At 70.7% G+C, this 16,632-nt stretch carries 12 protein-coding genes and 1 pseudogene; 8 read left to right on the top strand and 5 right to left on the bottom strand.

Translation table 11 applies throughout. From position 1 onward, the window contains the following. Nucleotides 1–153: 153 nt before the first annotated feature. From IEY88_RS26640 to IEY88_RS26625, 4 genes are read left to right on the top strand one after another with little or no spacing between them, the layout of a single operon-like run. On the top strand, nt 154–771 hold the full coding sequence (locus IEY88_RS26640) for a M15 family metallopeptidase (RefSeq protein WP_189157593.1): 618 nt from the start codon (nt 154–156) through the stop codon (nt 769–771). Beyond that, nucleotides 756–1,859: an alanine racemase gene (alr, locus tag IEY88_RS26635; RefSeq protein ID WP_229693788.1), complete on the top strand. Its 1,104-nt coding sequence runs from the start codon at nt 756–758 to the stop codon at nt 1,857–1,859. Before IEY88_RS26640 ends, alr begins: the two co-directional genes overlap by 16 nt. Continuing rightward, nucleotides 1,856–2,809, top strand: coding sequence for a D-alanine--D-alanine ligase family protein (locus IEY88_RS26630; RefSeq protein WP_189157592.1), 954 nt, complete (start codon nt 1,856–1,858; stop codon nt 2,807–2,809). Before alr ends, IEY88_RS26630 begins: the two co-directional genes overlap by 4 nt. Then, complete coding sequence (locus IEY88_RS26625) at nt 2,806–3,798, top strand: acyltransferase family protein (RefSeq protein ID WP_189157591.1); 993 nt, start codon at nt 2,806–2,808, stop codon at nt 3,796–3,798. The genes IEY88_RS26630 and IEY88_RS26625 overlap by 4 nt, the downstream gene beginning before the upstream one ends. 151 nt (nt 3,799–3,949) lie before the next feature. On the opposite strand, the gene IEY88_RS26620 is transcribed toward IEY88_RS26625, so the two are convergent. Genes IEY88_RS26620 through IEY88_RS26610 form a run of 3 tightly spaced genes read right to left on the bottom strand, consistent with a single transcriptional unit; the run spans nt 3,950 to nt 9,611 of the window. After that, nucleotides 3,950–7,480 carry an nSTAND1 domain-containing NTPase gene (locus IEY88_RS26620; protein ID WP_189157590.1) on the bottom strand — a complete coding sequence of 1,177 codons (3,531 nt, stop codon included), beginning with the start codon at nt 7,478–7,480 and terminating at the stop codon, nt 3,950–3,952. 35 nt (nt 7,481–7,515) lie between these two features. Next, entirely contained in the window at nt 7,516–8,637 is a 1,122-nt protein-coding gene (locus IEY88_RS26615) for an ArgE/DapE family deacylase (protein WP_189157589.1), read from the bottom strand. Then, nucleotides 8,634–9,611 (bottom strand): pyridoxal-phosphate dependent enzyme, encoded by a 978-nt coding sequence (locus tag IEY88_RS26610; RefSeq protein ID WP_229693787.1) that lies wholly within the window; start codon nt 9,609–9,611, stop codon nt 8,634–8,636. Before IEY88_RS26610 ends, IEY88_RS26615 begins: the two co-directional genes overlap by 4 nt. Before the next feature lie 88 nt (nt 9,612–9,699). On the opposite strand from IEY88_RS26610, the gene IEY88_RS26605 reads away from it, so the two are divergent. From IEY88_RS26605 to IEY88_RS26590, 4 genes and pseudogenes are all read left to right on the top strand, one after another. Further along, complete coding sequence (locus IEY88_RS26605; RefSeq protein WP_189157587.1) at nt 9,700–9,930, top strand: hypothetical protein; 231 nt, start codon at nt 9,700–9,702, stop codon at nt 9,928–9,930. Nucleotides 9,931–10,147: 217 nt separating this feature from the next. Then, nucleotides 10,148–11,254, top strand: a complete 1,107-nt coding sequence (locus IEY88_RS26600) for a hypothetical protein (protein ID WP_189157586.1) — start codon at nt 10,148–10,150, stop codon at nt 11,252–11,254. 75 nt (nt 11,255–11,329) lie between these two features. Next, the gene (gene ligA, locus IEY88_RS26595) at nt 11,330–13,324 is read left to right on the top strand and encodes an NAD-dependent DNA ligase LigA (protein ID WP_189157585.1); all 1,995 of its coding nucleotides are present in this window, start codon (nt 11,330–11,332) and stop codon (nt 13,322–13,324) included. Nucleotides 13,325–15,105: 1,781 nt separating this feature from the next. Beyond that, nucleotides 15,106–15,357, top strand: a pseudogene (locus IEY88_RS26590) (glycoside hydrolase family 88 protein); the annotation flags it as partial. Nucleotides 15,358–15,496: 139 nt separating this feature from the next. Here the strand turns inward: IEY88_RS26590 and IEY88_RS26585 are convergent. Continuing rightward, on the bottom strand, nt 15,497–16,420 hold the full coding sequence (locus IEY88_RS26585) for a peptidoglycan-binding protein (protein ID WP_229693785.1): 924 nt from the start codon (nt 16,418–16,420) through the stop codon (nt 15,497–15,499). A 10-nt stretch (nt 16,421–16,430) separates the two neighbouring features. Then, a complete protein-coding gene (locus IEY88_RS26580) occupies nt 16,431–16,550 on the bottom strand; it encodes a LuxR C-terminal-related transcriptional regulator (protein WP_308426014.1) in 120 nt (39 codons plus the stop codon). Nucleotides 16,551–16,632: the final 82 nt, after the last annotated feature.

Below are 16,632 nucleotides of genomic sequence, written 5' to 3'. Positions count from 1 at the left end.
TGTCGGGTCACCTCACCAGTCTGCCGAAATCCGGCGCGGTGTGCGGGTTCTCAGCCGTTCGGCCGATGTTCCCGGTCCTGAACCGGCCGTTCGGCGCACGGGGGTGGCCGGGAGGAGGAGTCCGGAGTGGACGCGGATTCCTAGGTTGGCTGCATGACCATCCTGCTAGCCGATCCGGTCGTGCGCACCGTCCGCGTGCTCGACAACGGGGATCCTTTGGTGCCATTGGACCACGCGCCCGGCGTGCTGGTGCGGGAAGGGCTCGCGCGGCGGCTCGACGTGGCTCGCGCGCTGCTTCCGTCCGGTGTGGACCTGCGGGTGGTCGAGGGGCACCGCACCGTCGCCGGCCAGAGCGCGATCATCGAGCGGTACACGGCCGAACTGGCGGAGCTCCACCCCGCGGCCGACGCCGTCGAGCTCAGCCGGTTGTCGAGCCGGTTCGTGGCACCGCTGGCCGTCGCGCCGCACGTCGCGGGCGCGGCGGTGGACCTGACGCTGGTCACGACGTCGGGCGCGGAACTGTGGATGGGCACGGCGATCGACGCCACGCCCGAGGAGAGCGACGGCGCGTGCTTCTTCGGCGCACCGGTCGACGACGAGGCCCGCCACAACCGAACAGTGCTGGCCGACGCCCTCGGGAGCGCCGGCCTGATCAACTACCCGACCGAGTGGTGGCACTGGTCCTACGGCGACCGCTACTGGGCGCTGCTGACCGGCGCCGACCACGCCGTCTACGGACCGGTGGAGGTGCCTGCGTGGGCGCGCTCGTGACGAGTGTCCGCCAGGTCTCGGCGGCGCCCGGGCTCTCGGTGGACCTCACTGCGGTGGCCGCCAACACGCGGCGGTTCGTCTCGTGGGCGCGCGGTGGCGTCATGGCGGTGGTGAAGGCGGACGGGTTCGGGCACGGCTTGGGGGACGTCGCGCGCACGGCCGTCGCGAGTGGAGCGACGTGGATCGGGGTCACGTCGCTGGCGGAGGCCGTGGCGGTGCGGGAGTCCGGTGTGGACGTTCCGGTGCTCAGCTGGCTCAACCCCGCCGATGTGGACGTGCGCACGGCCGTCCGGTACGGGATCGACCTGAGCGTGCCGGGCCTGGAGCACCTCGCGGCGCTGGACGGCGGGGTGCGGGTGCACCTGCAGCTGGACACGGGCATGGCGCGGGACGGGGCCGCGCCGGAGTCGTGGCTGTCGCTGATGTCGGCCGCACGCCGTGCGGAACTGGCCGGGAGGGTCTCGGTCGTCGGAGTGATGGGACATCTGCCCTGTGCCGACATGCCTGGAGCGAGTGAGCCCGGCAAGCGCGCGTTCACCAGAGGAGTCGAGATGGCGCGCCAAGCGGGCCTGCGGCCCTCGGTGCGGCACCTCGCGGCCACGAGCGCAGCGCTGACCGACCCCGGCACCCACCTGGACGTCGTCCGGATCGGGGCAGGGCTGGTGGGGATCGACCCGTCCGGGACCACCCGGCTGCGTTCCGCCCTGCGGTTCACGGCGCCGGTGGTCCAGGTGCGGCGGGTCGCGGCGGGAACGGGGGTCGGGTACGGGCACTCGTACGTCACCGACCGCGAGACGACGCTGGCGCTGCTGCCGGTGGGCTATGCGGATGGCTTGCCGCGCACCGCTTCCGGCCGTGCCGAGGTGTGGCTGGCGGGAAGACGCCGGTCGGTCGCCGGGGTGATCTCGATGGACCAGGTCGTGGTCGACGCCGGGGACGACGCGGTGATGCCCGGAGACGAGGCAGTGGTGTTCGGACCGGGGGAGAACGGCGAGCCGACCGTGGGGGACTGGGCGCGGTGGGCGGGGACGATCCCGCACGAGATCGTGACGGGCATCGGGGCGAGGGTGCGGAGGAGCGTTCGATGAGGGGCATCCGCGTCGCCGTGATCGGCGGCGGGCAGAACTGCGAGCACGACGTCTCGGTGGCGTCGGCGGCGTCGGTGCGGGCGGCGCTCGACCCGGCGCGGTACGAGGCCGTGTCGCTCACGATCGGCCGCGATGGCCGGTGGCACGGGCAGGACGGCCAGGTGCTCGACACGCTGACGTCCGGCAGCCTGGCCGCCGCGCTCGACGTGCTGGCGACCTGCGACGTGGTGCTGCCGCTGGTCCACGGGCCGTTGGGGGAGGACGGCACGCTGGCGGGCCTGTGCGAACTGGCCGGTGTGCCGTACGTCGGTTCACCGCTGAGGGCCGGCGCGCTCGCGATGGACAAGTGGGCCACCAAGCTCGTCGCCGAGGCCGTCGGGGTCCGCACGGCGAGGGGATCGCTGGTCACCAACGCGTCCACTGTGGACTTCACCGGGCCGGTCGTGGTGAAGCCGGTGGCAGCGGGATCGAGCTTCGGGGTGGCGCTCGTCGAGCGCGAGGAGGACCTCGGACCCGCTGTGCGCCGGGCGCTGGAACTGGACGACCGCGTGCTGGTCGAGGAGGTCCTGGCCGGCCGGGAGATCGACGTCGCGGTCCTCGACGACCCGGACGAGGGCCGCCGGACCGGTCCGCCGCTGGAGATCCGGGTCCCCGGGCTCTTCGACACGACCGTGAAGTACGACGGCAGCGCCCAGTTCGTGATCCCGGCCCCGCTGGACGACACCGAGCTGAAGGCGCTGGAGGACGCGGCGCTCAGGGTCTACGAGGCGCTCGGCTGCCGCGGGCTCGCGCGGGTCGACTTCTTCCTGACCCGGGACGGGTTCGTGCTGAACGAGGTCAACACCATGCCGGGCATGACGGCGGAATCGCAGGTGCCCAAGATGTTCGCGGTCACCGGACTGTCCTATCCGGACCTGCTGGACAAGCTGGTCCGGGGAGCGGTGCGGTGAGGCGCATCGCCGGACTGGACGTGCTGCGAGGTATCGCGATCCTCCTCGTGATGCTGCGCCACGCGTTCCCCGACGTGTTCCCCGGTGCCGGTGTGGTCGGCGTGGTCGTGTTCTTCACGCTCAGCGGCTACCTGATCACCGGCGTCCTGCAACGGGAGCTGCAGGCGAAGGGACGTGTCGACTTCAAGCGGTTCTACCTGCGGCGGGCTCGCAGGCTGCTGCCCGCGTTGATAGCGCTCACAGTGGTCTTCGCCGTCGTCACGCTGGTGTTCGACCCGTTGGGAGAACGCGACAAGCTGCTCAGGACCGTGATCGTCCTGGTCACGTTCACGGGCAATCTGCCGATCAGCGGCGTGAGCCCGGCGGCGTTCCACGGCTGGACGCTCGCGACCGAGGAGCAGTTCTACCTGCTGTGGCCGGCTCTGCTGGCCTTCGCCTGGGTCCGCGACCGGACGGGCGCGGCCCTCGTCGTCACGGCACTGGGAGCGCTCGCGGCCTGCACGGCCACGCTGGTCTGGCTGTGGCCGGACGCCGACAACGCCTACGCGCTGCCGACGTCGTGGTTCGTGTGCTTCGTGATCGGCGCCGCGACCAGGCTCAAGCTCACGAGCGCCCCGCGCTGGGCCGTGCCGATCGCACTGGCCGGCCTCGCCGTGCTCTCGGTCGTCCCGCTGCGGGGCCACGCGCTGACCTACCTCGTCGCGGGCCCGGCCATCGCGGCCTGCACGGCCGTGCTGCTGCTGGTCTGGTCGAAGTGGGAGCAGGTCGCGACGCCGATCAAGCCGCTCGTGGCGCTGGGCACCCTGTCCTATGGCGCCTACCTGTGGAACTACCCGCTGACGTTGTGGCTGCGGCCGGAACTGGGCGTCGCCGCCGGGCCGGTCGCGGCGGCGCTCACGATCGCGGCGGCGGCGCTCAGCTGGCGTTACGTCGAGGAACCGGTCATGCGACGAGGTAGCCGTTCACCAGAGCGAGCCACGCCTGCCTGAGGTTTCTTCCGGATCGCCGTTGTTCACCGTTGTTTCTTCACGCCGGCGCCTCGACCGTGAAGAACCTTCTCCCGCTACACAGGGCGGCGGGAGAAGGGGGAAGAGCATGAATGACGAGGTGGGCCTGCCGAGATCGTCCTGACGAAGGTCGTCACGGACAGGGCGGGGTGAGGTCGACGTCCGGGAAGTAGCGGTTCCAGTCGGGGGCGGACAGGGGCGGCGACACCGCGGCGCAGATGCGTCCGGCGGCGTGGCCGGCGTCGGCCTCCCACGCTCGTGCGGTCCGATCGCCGCCCGCGCTGAGCAGCGTGCGGCCGTCGGGGAGGAACGCGAGCGCGTAGACGCGTTCGGTGTGGCCGGACAGGGTGGCCAGCGGGGTGTGGTCGTCCGTCCGCCACAGCCGGACGTCGTGGTCGGCGCTCGCACTGGCCAGGGTCGTGCCGTCGGGGGAGAACGCCACGGCGTGCACGGTGTCGGTGTGGCCGGTGAGCTCGGAGCTGAGCTCACCGGTCGCGGCATCCCACACGCGGACGGCGAAGTCGGTGCCGCCGGTGGCGAGGAACCGGCCGTCCGGGCTGAACGCGACCGACTTGACGACGTGCGACCGGCCGCTGACGTGCGTGGTCACCCGGCGCAGGTCGAGGTCCCAGACGCGCACGCTGAAGTCGGCGGAGCCGCTGGCCAGCCGGTGGCCGTCGGGGCTGAAGGCGAGGGACTCCACGGAGTCCGAATGGCCGAGCAGGGTGCCGGTCGTGGCGCCCGTCCGCGCGTCCCACAGGACGATGGCGCGGTCTGTGCCCGCGGTGGCGATGGTCGAGCCGTCCGGGCTGATGGCGAGCGTGTTGACGGCGTCGGTGTGGCCCGCGAGGTCAGGAAGCTCCACGGGCGTGCCGCCGCTGACGTCCCAGCGGTGCACGCGGTGGTCGGCGCTGGCGGCGAGCAGGGTCCTGCCGTCGGGCGTGAACCTCACCGCGTTGACGGCGTCGGCGGGCCCTCTCAGGACGCTCAGGAGCATGCCGTCCTGCCACAGCTTCACGGTGCGGTCGTAGCTGCCGGTCGCGACGATCCTGCCGTTCGTGGCGACGGCGTAGACGGAGTCGCTGTGCGCCTGCAGGAGCTCACCGGGCAGGTCCCACAGGCGGACGGTGTGGTCGTCGCTCGCGGTCGCCAGCGTCGTCCCGGCGAACGTGGCCGCGACGACCCCGGCGGTGTGGCCCGCCAGCACGAGCGGGTCGGGGCGGTCCAGGTCCCAGACACGGGCCGTGCGGTCGACCGACGTGCTCGCGAGACGGCCGTCGGGGCTGAACGCCAGGCCGCGCACGACGTCGGTGTGGCCGGACAGCGTGCGCGGCTCGCCGCCGTTCGTCGGCCAGACCCGGACATCGCGGTCGTGGCTGATGGCGATGTTCTGACCGTCCAGGCTGATGGCGATCGCGTGGACCGGCCCCTTGCCCGGCAGCGTGTGCGCGGTGGTGTTCTTGAGGTCCCAGACCAGCGCTGTGCCGTCCCAGGTGCCGGTGACGAGCCGGTCCGGGCCGAACGCGAGTGAGATGACGGCTCCGGGATGGGGCAGTTCGGCGATCTTCTTCGGGCTGCGCAGGTCGGTGAGGTCCCACAGCCGGACGACCCCGTCGGTGCTCGCGGTGGCCAGCACCCGGTCGTCGCTGCTGAACGCCACGGCGTTGACCTGCTCGACGTGGCTGAGGGTGGCGAGTGCGGTGCCGGTGCTCGCGTCCCACAGACGGGCCGTGCGGTCCCATCCGGCCGTGGCCAGGATCGCGCCGTCGGAGTTGAACGCGACCTTCACGACGTTGTCCGTGTGGCCGGTGAGCTTCGAGACGTCGCGCGGGTGGTGCGGGTCGGCCACGTCGACGACCCCGACCGTGTGATCCCGGCTGGAGCTGGCGAGCAGCTTGCGCCGCGGCGAGTACGCGACGGAGTTGACGTTGTCGGTGTGGCCGGTCAGTCGGGTGGCGTAGAACGGCGTGAACGCGCTGAGCACGGCGCTGCGGGCGTCCGGCGTGGGGGAGAGCCGGTACGCGGCGAGCGCGAGCTGGGCGGCCAGCGCCGGATCGCTGCCGCGCAGGCGCTGGGCGTCCTGGGCGACCTTCTGGGAGAGCGCGCTGTTGCGCTGCCTGGTCGACTCCCCGGTGGCCTGCATCGCCGTGACGGTGATGCCGGTGACGATGATCAGCAACAGGGTCAGCAGGCCGACGAGGACCTGCAGCCGCCGCCGGTCCTTCCGGGTGCTCGCGAGCTCGGCGGACTCCGCGGTGACGCTGGCGGTGAGGAACTCGCGTTCGCGGGTGGTCAGCGGGTGCGGCGGCTCGGCCAGCCACGGGCGGAACGCGCCGAGGCGGGCGCCGCGGACCAGTGCGCCGGGATCGCGGTCGAGCGACTCCCACACCGTCGCCGACTCGGCCAGGTCGCGGTGGGCGCGCAGGCCGTCGCGGTCGGCCGCGAGCCACTCCCGCAGCCTCGGCCAGCAGCGGAGCAACGCCTCGTGCGTGATCTCGACCCGGTCGTGGTCGACGGTGATCAGCCGGTGGGTGGTCAGCGCCTCCAGCACCAGCGCGGTGTCCGGTTCGTCGTCGAGCTCGTCGCGGTGGACGCGGCGCTTGGTGTCCTCGGTGCCGTCGCCGATCGCGGTGAGCCGGAGGAACAACGACCGTACGACCTCCTGCTGCCGTTCGGTCAGCCCGGCGAACACCGACTCGGCCGTGCGGGTCAGCGCGCCCTCGAACCCGCCGGCGGCGCGGAACCCCTGCAGCGTCAGGGTGTTGCCCTTGCGGCGGCGCCACGTCTCCAGCAGGGCGTGCGAGAGCAACGGCAGCGCGCCCGCCTGTTCGACGCAGTTCGCGACGAGCTCGGCGACCAGTGCGGTCTCGACGGTGTGCCCGATGCGCCTGGCCGGTTGGACGATCGCGGCGCGCAGCTCGTCCGTGCTCATCGGGCCGACCGTGAGCTGGGCGCGTCCCATGGCCTCGACGAGGGCGGGGAAGTCCGTGCAGTGGCCGTAGAAGTCGGCGCGTACACCCAGCACGACCCGGTGCGCGGTGACGACGTCGACGAAGCGCCTGCGGGTGTCGCGGTCCTCGCAGAGGGTGAAGACCTCCTCGAACTGGTCGACCACGAGAACGGTGTCCTCGTCCCGACGCGCTTTGGAGCACTCCTCCACCGGACTCGGACCGGGCGTGAACAGCACGGCCCGGTCTCCGAGTCGAGGCATCAGACCGGCTCTGAGCAGCGACGACTTGCCCGCCCCTGACGCGCCGACGACCACGACGACGCGTTCTTCCGCGACCAGGCGGACGAGGCGGTCGATCAGGCGGTCGCGGCCGAAGAACCGTTCGGCGTCCTGCTGCCCGAACGCGGTCAGCCCGGCGTACGGCGAGCTGAGGTCCTGCTCCGGCGGCGCCTCGGTCGCGGCGGTGGCGTGCCAGCGGCGTTCCCACTCCTCCTCGGAACCGCCGCACGCCCGCACGTAGGCGAGCGTGACCTGCAGCGTCGGCAGCTTGCGCCCGGCGGCGGCCTGGGACAGCGCCGCCTCCGAGTAGTGCGTCACCGAACTGAGCTGGCGGTAGGTGGGGCTGCCCGCCCGCTCCCGCAACGACCTGAGCTCCCGCGCGAACGTGAGCACGGCCGAGTCACCCGCGTCGAGCGGCCGTTCCTTGCGTGGCATCCCCGGTTCCCCCTCGCACTCCCCGAGGAAGGAACCTAGCGGCAGAAGTCCGTGATCGTGCCGGTCAGGACGTCGGTGAGCCGGTCGAGCGACGCGAGGTCGACGTACTCGACCGCCGCGTGGGCGCCCGCGCCGTCGACGCCGAACAGCAGGCAGGGGATGCCGGCGCGGTCCAGCAGGGCGCAGTCGGTCCAGAACGGCTCGGCGCGGATGACCGGCGGCGCGCCGAGGTTGGCCACGAGCGTGCGGACGATCTCGGCGTCCGGGTCGGCCTCGAACGGGTCCCTGGCGAGGCCTCGGGTGAGCGTGGCCCGGAAGTCCGGGACCGTCGCGGTCAGGTGGCCGAGGATCGCGCGCAGCTCGTCCTCGGTCTGCTGCGGCGACTCTCCGGGGACCGTGCGGCGTTCGAGGGTGATCCGGCAGGCCGACGGGTAGGTCGAGGCCTCCTCGCCGCCGCTGATCAGCGAGGCGTGGACCGTGCCGGTGCCGAGCAGGGCGTGTCGCGGGCCTTCTTCGAGGTCTCGGGCGAGCTGTTCGAGCGCCACCAGGAAGTGCCCGGCCTTCGCGATGGCGTCGATGCCGAGCTCCGGCCGTGAGCCGTGGGCCGCCCTGCCCTCGATCTCGACGTCGAACCACACGAAACCCTTGTGCGCCAGCGTGATCTCGAGGTGGCTGGGCTCGGTGACGATGGCGGCGTCGGCGGTGAAGTGGTCGAGAACCTCCTCCGTGCCGAAGCTGCCGTGTTCCTCGTCGGCAACGCACGCGACGATGACATCGCCTCTGAGCGGGCTCTCGGTGGCTCGGGCGGCGGCGACCAGCATGGCCGCGATGCCGCCCTTCATGTCGAAGGTGCCCCGACCGAACATCTTGCCGTCCTTGATCTCCGGCTTCAGCGGGTCACCGTCGTAACCGGAGAGGCCGACCGTGTCGACGTGGCCGTTGAGCATCAACGACTTCCCGCCGCCGGTGCCCTTCCGGACGCCGACGAGCGACGGCCTGCCCGGGCGTTGCTCCAGGCGGTGGACCTCGAAGCCGTTGGCGCGGAACCAGGTGGTGAGGAAGCCGGCGATCTCGCGCTCGCCGTTGCCGCCGGGGACGAGGTCGGGGTTGACCGAGTCGATGGAGATCAGTTCGGCCAGCAGGTCACGTGGGTTCACTGGTGTCCTTCGGTGCTGATGAGCACGACGGTGTTGAGTGGGCCGAACTCGTCACGCATGGCACGGAGTCCGGCGAGAGGTGCGGCGCCGCACGGTCCTGAGTGGACGTTCTGCGCGTGGAGGTCCTGCATGGCCTTGGTGCATTCGGCTTCGGAGATCGAGACGGCGGCGTCCAGGCCGTTGTGCAGGTACGGCCAGGACGTGGTGGACGGTGTGCCGCAGTTGAGTCCGGCCATGATCGTGTCGCCGGTGGGGACGGTCCTGAGTTCGTCCGCTCTCAGGCTCTCGAGGACGCAGGCGGCGCCTTCGGGTTCGACGGCGAGGAGTCGCGTGCGGGAGTCGCGGCTGCGGTAGTGGGTGATCACGGCCTGCGCGAACGAGCCGACGCCGACCGGGACGACGACCAGGTCGGGATCTCCGTCGAGTTGCTCGTCGATCTCGTGGCAGAGCGTGCCGTAGCCCTCGACGATCCAGGCCGGGACCTCTTCGTAGCCGGGCCGTCCCATGTCCTGCACGAGGATCCCGTCCGCCTCCGAGGCTCGGGCGACTGCGTCGTCGTACGTGCCCTCCACCACCGTGACCTGGGCGTTCTCGGCCCGGATGGCCTCGATCGCGGGTGAGGGCACGGTGTGCGGCACGAAGATGTGGGCCCTGTGACCGCGAAGCCGGGCCATGCGGGCGACGGCGCGGCCGTGGTTGCCGTCGGTTGCCGTGGTGAGCGTGACCTGGCCCGATCGGTGCTCGAGCACGCGGTGAACGGCCCAGGAAGCGCCGAGAGCCTTGAAAGCGGGCAGCCCGAGCCGGGAGGATTCGTCCTTGACGAACAAGCGGCCGATTCCGAGTTCCGCGGCGAGGACCGGCAGTCCGGTCAGCGGCGTGGGAGCGTAGCCGGGTAGTCCCGCGTGGAACTCCCGCACCTCGGTGGGGGCGGGCGGGCAACGCCAGGTGCGGGCTCCTGGCCGCGAGAACTTCATGGGAGACAGCGTGCGGGTGGGTCGGATCATCGGTCCAGCGCATGTTTTCGACCTGTATCGGTGGAAGAACCCGACGAATGGGGACCGGATGAGTGATGAGGAGCTGATCGTCGAGTTCGCGCTGGCTCGTGTCGACAACCCGGGTCTCGACCTGGAGGAGGTCGCGGCGCTCGTGGTGCGGCGGGTCGGGCCGGAGCGCATGGTCGAGTTCGCCGGGCAGACCCTGGTGCACCGCGACGAGCTGCGGGGAGCGGTGTTCCCGGCGGCCGTCGAGCACGTGCTGCGAGTGGTGCTGACGTTGCGCGGGCCGCGCGACTAGAACTGGTCCGCGGTGCGTCTCCGCTGGTGCTGGGCTCGCACGACCTCCTGCGAGTGGTCTGGCCGTTGTTCGTGGACGCCCTTGTCACGCGTACGGGTGCATGACTTCGTCGCGGCTGGTCCGTTCGGCTGATCACCGGCTGCCGTTCATCGGCCCCAAACGACCTGTCGTCGTCCGCGGTCCTCGCCCGGCGTGGATGACTGATCGACTTGGTCTCGTGGGTAGGACGTTGGGTGACGCGGACGCCGTGGAGTTGATCGAGGACGGGCCGGAACGGTCGCCGGCTGCCGTCGTCGCGCGGTCGGTCTGGTGCGCGCTCCTGGACCTGCACGGTTCGCGGTCCGACGACTCGCTGTACGCGTTGTTGTCGTGGACCCCTCTGTCATCGAGCGCGGAGGTGCTCGCGCTGCTGGCGGAGCGGGCGGTCGAATCGGCTGACCGGGCCGATCTGGGGGAGTCGGTCGGGAAGGTGTTCGCGCGTCATCCCACCCGGTGTTCCGTTCCCCGGCGGCACGCGGTCTACAGCCTCAACCTCGTGCTCCTGCACGTCGTGCTGACACCGTTGTGCTCGTCGCGCGACATCGGTGTGGGCGACTGGCCGAGGCTGACGGCGTTCTGGAAGTCGCAACTGTCCGATGTGGAGTGGAGCGCGCTGGTCGATACGCTGCACGTGCGGTGGTCCGGCACGTCGGCCGTGCTCGGGATCGGTGTTCCGGCCACTGTGGAGTGCGGCGGTGCGGCCGGGCGGATCTCGTTGCGCGAGGCGGCGAGGGATGCCCGTTTCACCGGCGATCCGGTGGCCAACGAGTTCCTGCGCGCGTTCGAAGCTCTGCCGGACGACCGGTACGACGTGGACTACGCGCAGGCCCTGGTCCAGCTCGCGGCCTCGCCGGTCGACCCGGCCGAACGGGCGGCGCACTACCTGCGGTGGGCCGGCCGGTATCCGGACCTGGTGCTGGACCGCCTGCGCAGGGACGTCACCGTGAGCGTCGAGACCCTGCGGGAGCTGGCCGGGACCGAACTCGCCGCGAGCAGCGTGTTCGTCGTGCAGCTCTGCGACCGGATCGGCCGGGGCGGACCCGACGCGGACCTGCTCGACGTCGTCGACGGCCTCCGGCTGCCGCGCGTCGACGACGGTTGTGAGATCGCGTTGCTGGACGCGTGGCTGCGGCTGCACGAACAGGGCTACCGGCATCCTTCACACCGTCGGGTGGATCTGGCGGCGGTGTTGCGGTCGGTGGACTTCGAGATGATCGAGCGCCTCCGGCCTGACCTGGTCTACCGCTGCGGCACCGTGGCGCACGAGATCGGCCTGTTCGACTGAATTCGAGCGCGGTTCGAGCGGCGCTCCAGGCACGACCGTCCATTTTTGTCGGTGGTGGCCGGTAACGTCCCGTCCATGAGTGCTGCTGGGGATCGGATTCAGGAGCTCGCCGCCCGGATCGTCGAGCTGCGTGACGCGTACTACCAGGGTGAGCCGCTGGTGGCCGACGCGGAGTACGACGCGATCGAGGACGAGTTCCGCGCCCTGGTCGCGAAGCACCCGAAGCTCGCGCCGGCGGACAACCCCCTCGACCACGTGGGTGCGCCGTCGGTGCTGCACGCGCCCGTGCGCCACTCACGGCCGATGCTGTCGCTCGAGAAGGCGAACAAGCCGGAGCAGGTCGAGTCGTTCTTCGCGCGGTTCCCCGGTCAGCCCGTGGTCGTCATGCCGAAGCTCGACGGCCTGTCGCTGGCGCTGGTGTACGAGAACGGGCGGCTCGCGCGCGCTGTCACCCGTGGCGACGGCACGACCGGCGACGACGTCACGTTCCTCACGCGCGCGTTGTGCGACGGCGTGCCGGACAAGGTCGATGCGCCCGGGCGGGTCGAGGTGCGCGGCGAGTGCGTGATGCTGCGCTCGACGTTCGACAAGTACAACGCGGCGCACCCGGACAAGCCGTTGATCAACCCGCGCAACGCGGCCGCGGGCACGTTGCGCGCCAAGGATCCCAAGGCGGTCGAGGGGCGGCGCATGCAGTTCTTCGCGTTCGACCTGACGACCGAGCCGGAGAGCGCCGACGCCGACCTCGACGCGGGCCTGCGCAAGCTGGGGTTCAGCGTCGCGGAGATGGAGCACTGCTCCACCGCCGCGCAGGCGCAGGAGCTCATCAGCGGCATCGAGACGGCCCGCAACACGCTCGACTACGACCTCGACGGCGCCGTGCTGCGCCTGGCGAACCGCGACGCGTTCGCCGCCGCGGGCACCCGCTCGTCGTCCCCGCGCGGCGCGATCGCGTACAAGTTCGCGGCCGAGGAGAAGACGACGGTGCTCAAGGCCGTCGTGTGGGACGTGGGCAAGACCGGCAAGATCGCCCCGGTCGCGTGGCTGGAGCCCGTGTTCGTGGGCGGCACCACCGTCACCAGAGCGACGCTGGCCAACCAGGAGGTCATCCGCTCGCGCGGCATCAAGATCGGTGACACCGTGCTGGTCCGCCGCGCCGGTGACGTGATCCCGTTCGTCGCGGGCGTCCTCGACGAGTCGAAGCGCACCGGCGACGAGCAGGAGATCGTGCCGCCGTCGGAGTGCCCGTCCTGCGAGCAGCCGCTGACCGAGCAGGGCAACAGCCGTGAGCTGTTCTGCACGAACTCGGCCTGCCCTGCCCAGACCGTGCGCCGCCTGATCCACTGGTCGTCCCGCGCCGCCGCCGACATCGACGCCATCGGCCAGGTGTGGATCGAGCGCCTGGCCGAGACGGGCGACCTGGTGAACCCGTCCGACTTCTACACGCTCACCAAGGAACGCCTGCTGGAGTTCGACCGCGTCGGCGAGGTCTCCGCGACCCGCATGATCGAGTCCATCGACCGCAGCCGCTCCGTGGGCCTGCGCCGCGCCCTGATCGGCCTCTCGATCCCGATGGCGTCGGAGGGCACCGCGGCTCGCCTGTGCCGAGCGGGCTTCGAGTCCCTGGAAGCCGTAGCCGACGCGGGCGTCGAGAAGCTCGTCGCGGTCGAGGACATCGGCCAGAAGGTCGCCGAGTCCCTGAACGCCCACCTGGCCCGCCTGCGCCCGGAGATCGAACGCCTGCGGGACCGCGGCGTCTCCCTGGAGGTGCGCGACGAGGACCTGCCCCCGGTAGTGGTCGCGGGCGCACCCCTGGAGGGCAAGTCCGTGGTCATCACGGGCTCCATCAGCGACCCGCGCTCCGGCGAGAAGGTCACCCGCCCGACGTTCCAGAAGATGTGCGAACGCGCCGGCGCCACCGCGGCCTCGTCGGTCTCGGCCACCACCGACCTCCTCATCACGGGCGAGGGCGTGGGCGCGGGCAAGCTGACGAAGGCGGAGAAGCTCGGCGTCGAGGTGGTAGACCAGGGCGAGATCTGGAAGAAGCTGATCGCCGCCGGGGTCGCCTGACCCGCGCCCGTGGAGCTCGCCTCGCTGCCGGGCTTGGCTGGTCTCGTGGTTGGGGATGTTGCCGCGTTGCCAGGGTTGGCTGGTTTCGTGGCGGGGATGTTGCCGCGTTGCCAAGGGTGGCTGGTTCACGGTTGGGGACGCCGCCGCGCTGCTGAGGTTGGCGGGTTCACGGTTGGGGCGCTGCCGCGTCGCCAGGGTTGGCTGGTCTCGTGGTTGGGGATGTTGCTGCGTCGCCCAGGGTTGGCTGGTCTCGTGGTTGGGGATGTTGCCGCGTTGCCAGGGTTGGCTGGTCTTGTGGTGGGGGAAGCCGCCACGCTGTCGGGGGCGCGCCAGCTTCGTGGTTGCGGAAGTCCTCACGCTGTCGGGGTTGTCTGGCCTCGTAGGTGGGCCGTTGCCGGGTCGCCTGACCCGCGCTTGTGGAGCTCGCCTCGCTGTCGGGGTTGCCTGGCCCCGCAGTTGCGGAAGTCGCCATGCTGTCGAGGTTGCCTGGCCCCGTAGTTGCGGAAGTCGCCACGCTCTCGGAAGTTGCCTGCCCTCGTGGTTGCGGAAGTCCCCACGCCGCCGGAATCGCCTGACCTCACAGTCGGGGAGCCCCCATGCTGCCGGGGTTGCCTGACCCCGCAGTCGAAGAAGGTCGCCACGCCACCGGGGCCACCGGCCCCGCACATGAAAGAAGCCCCCATGCTGCCAGGGGGAGGACGGCAGCCTGGGGGCGGAAGGCCCTCGATCGTCTGGGGGGTGTAACGATTCGAGGGCGAAGCTGGTGGTCGGTGCGGCGGTCGCCTCTCGGCGGAGTGCACAACGCGGTTCCAGCAGAATCGGTATGCCGCGAAGGCTTTTGTGTTGGGGCCCGGGGACTCGTTCCGCGCCGACCGTTCTGTTCAACGGTGCGGGGTTCCGTTGTGTTCCAAGGTGATCTGTGTGCCCGGTCACCGTGGCCGTTCGTGTTTTTCTTGCCTTGCAAGGAGAAGGAGGCCCTCAAGCCGTCTGGGGGTGTCCGGCTTGAGGGCGTGGTCTGTGGTCGGTGCGGCGGTCGCCTCTCGGCGGTGTGCACGACGCGGTTCCAGCAGAATCGGTATCCCGCGAAGGCTGTTCAGTTGGGGCCCGGGGACTCGTTCCGCACCGACTGTCCTGTTCAACGGTGCGGGGTTCCGTTGTGTTCCAAGGTTACCTGTGTGCCCGGTCACCGGCTGTCGGACAAATTCCTGTCTGTGCACAGGATTCATGTCAAACAACTAATAGGACGCGCAAGGCATCCGTTGCGTTCCAACGTAAGTTGTGCGTCCGGTCACTCTCGAAGGCGCGCAATTCCATGTCATACAACAAGGTTTGAAGGTGGTCGGCGCGGCAGGAGAGGTCCGCGCCGACCTGGACGCCCTCGGGCCGTCTGTCGGGGAGAGTGACGGCCCGAGGGCGAGTTCGGAGAGGTCGATGCGATCGGTCGCCTCTCGGCGAGTGGCTCGACGCGGTACCAGCCGGACGGTCTTCCGCGAAGGTGATGAGGTGAGGCCCGGGGGACACGGACCGCACCGACCAACCTGTACAACGGCGGCACCGGTCGCGGTGTTTCCGGGAGGGCTGTGTGGTCGCTCACCGTGTACCGGATCTCGCCGAACCCTGGCTCACGGCCGGAATCCCGCTCTCAAGGGGAACCGGCGCCGCCCATGTCGCAGTTGGAGACCGGATGGTGAGGCGCGGCAACGGCTGGGCGATCGCGGCACTGGCCGAGGTGCTGCAGGTGCTCCTGCAGTCGTCGCCCTACCGCGCGGCTACGAGGCCGGCTTTCGGCAGTGGCGGCGAGGCTCGCATGGGTGCGACGCCAGGACGGGTTCTGGAACGTCAACTTCGGCGACCCGAACAACTGTCCGGGGCCGGAAACCAGCGGCACGGCGTTCTTCATCCACGGGCTGGCGTGGGGGCAGCAGCCGTCGGACCACCAGCCCGTCCGCACCGGCGACACCTCGAACTTCGCCGTGGGGCCTCCCTGCTCGCCACCTCGGACGTCGCCAAGCTGGGAGGTCGCCAGGCCGTGAGGACGCCAGATAACTAGGACGCCACGCTGCGAGGACGCGGTCGAGGCGGACCCCCTGACCGGAGGCCCGCCTCGACGCGGTCGTATCAGCGTTGTCACACCAGCGCTGTCGCGTCAGTTGTCACATCAGCGTTGGCACGTCAGTAGAAGCAGCCCGTCCGCGGCAGCGACGAAGGCGCCGGCGGCGTCCGCCCGTCGTATATCGCGAGCAGGAAGTTCTGCGGGCAGTAGGACGTGCCGCTGATCTTGATCGCGACGTGCAGGTGCGGGCCCGTCGAGTTGCCGGTGTTGCCGGTCGTGCCGACGCGGTCGCCTGCCTTGACGGCGGTGCCGTTCGAGACCGACCACGACGAGAAGTGGCAGTAGATGTAGTCGACGCCGCTCTTGACGATCCGCAGGCCGTTGCCGCAGCCGTTGGGCTCGTTGATGCGGTACGCGGTGCCGGTGACCATCGCGTAGGCCGGCTTGCTGTTCACCGGCAGGTCGATGGCGGGGTAGTCGTGGTGCGGGTCGTCGTACTCGCTGCGCGGCAGGGCGCTCTTGGCGAGCGGCAGGCTGAACGTGCCGCCGCCACCGCCGCCGGAGCCCGAGCCGCCGACGAGGGTCTGCCAGGTGTTCGGGCCGACGATGCCGTCCGCGGTGAGGCTCTTCGACCTTTGGAACGCCACGGCCGCGCTGTGCGTGCCGCCGCCGAAGTCGCCGTCCTCGTCCAGGCCGTAGCCGTAGCGGTTGAGCTGGACCTGGGCGGCGCGCACGGCGTTGCTGTTGTTGCCCTGCTTGACGCTGACGACCAGCTTCGGCCAGGTGTTCGGGCCGATCTGGCCGTCCGCGGACAGGCCGTTGGCACTCTGGAACTGCTTGACCGCCGCCTCGGTGGCCGGGCCGAAGTCGCCGTCGGCGCTGATGTTGTAGCCGCGGTGGCGCAGCAGGTGCTGGGCGGTCAGCACGGTGGCGCCGTTCTGGCCCTCCTTGACGTTCGGCCACGACGGCAGTGCCGCCTGCGCGGGGCTGACGACACCTATCAGGACCCCGAACGCGATCAGGGCGGCAACGAGGATTCTCATGGGCAGCACGCTAGGAACGCACCGCCAGCGGGCGCCCTAGTCGCGAGACCAGTTGTGTGCGGTCGCGGCAGCCGAACTTCCGCAGCAGGTTCGACACGTGGTACTTCACCGCGCTGACCGTGATGAACATGGCCGCGGCGATCTCCGCGTTCTGAACTGGTCCCCGGAAGTTGGACTGGCTAACTGAAGGTTAGGTCGCGAGGGTCTGGGCT

This window comes from Lentzea pudingi (assembly GCF_014646255.1).
In the GTDB taxonomy this organism is placed as follows: Bacteria; Actinomycetota; Actinomycetes; order Mycobacteriales; family Pseudonocardiaceae; genus Lentzea; species Lentzea pudingi.
Note: the sequence above shows the minus strand (reverse complement) of the source record. Positions and strands in the feature narration are given on the sequence as shown.

Excerpts from the sequence above, each read along its gene's own strand:
- IEY88_RS26610 (WP_229693787.1), bottom strand. The coding sequence starts at position 9,611 with ATGAAGTTCTCGCGGCCAGGAGCCCGCACCTGGCGTTGCCCGCCCGCC.
- IEY88_RS26640 (WP_189157593.1), top strand. The coding sequence starts at position 154 with ATGACCATCCTGCTAGCCGATCCGGTCGTGCGCACCGTCCGCGTGCTC.
- IEY88_RS26585 (WP_229693785.1), bottom strand. The coding sequence starts at position 16,420 with ATGAGAATCCTCGTTGCCGCCCTGATCGCGTTCGGGGTCCTGATAGGT.
- IEY88_RS26605 (WP_189157587.1), top strand. The coding sequence starts at position 9,700 with ATGAGTGATGAGGAGCTGATCGTCGAGTTCGCGCTGGCTCGTGTCGAC.
- IEY88_RS26620 (WP_189157590.1), bottom strand. The coding sequence starts at position 7,480 with ATGCCACGCAAGGAACGGCCGCTCGACGCGGGTGACTCGGCCGTGCTC.
- IEY88_RS26630 (WP_189157592.1), top strand. The coding sequence starts at position 1,856 with ATGAGGGGCATCCGCGTCGCCGTGATCGGCGGCGGGCAGAACTGCGAG.
- ligA (WP_189157585.1), top strand. The coding sequence starts at position 11,330 with ATGAGTGCTGCTGGGGATCGGATTCAGGAGCTCGCCGCCCGGATCGTC.
- IEY88_RS26580 (WP_308426014.1), bottom strand. The coding sequence starts at position 16,550 with ATGTTCATCACGGTCAGCGCGGTGAAGTACCACGTGTCGAACCTGCTG.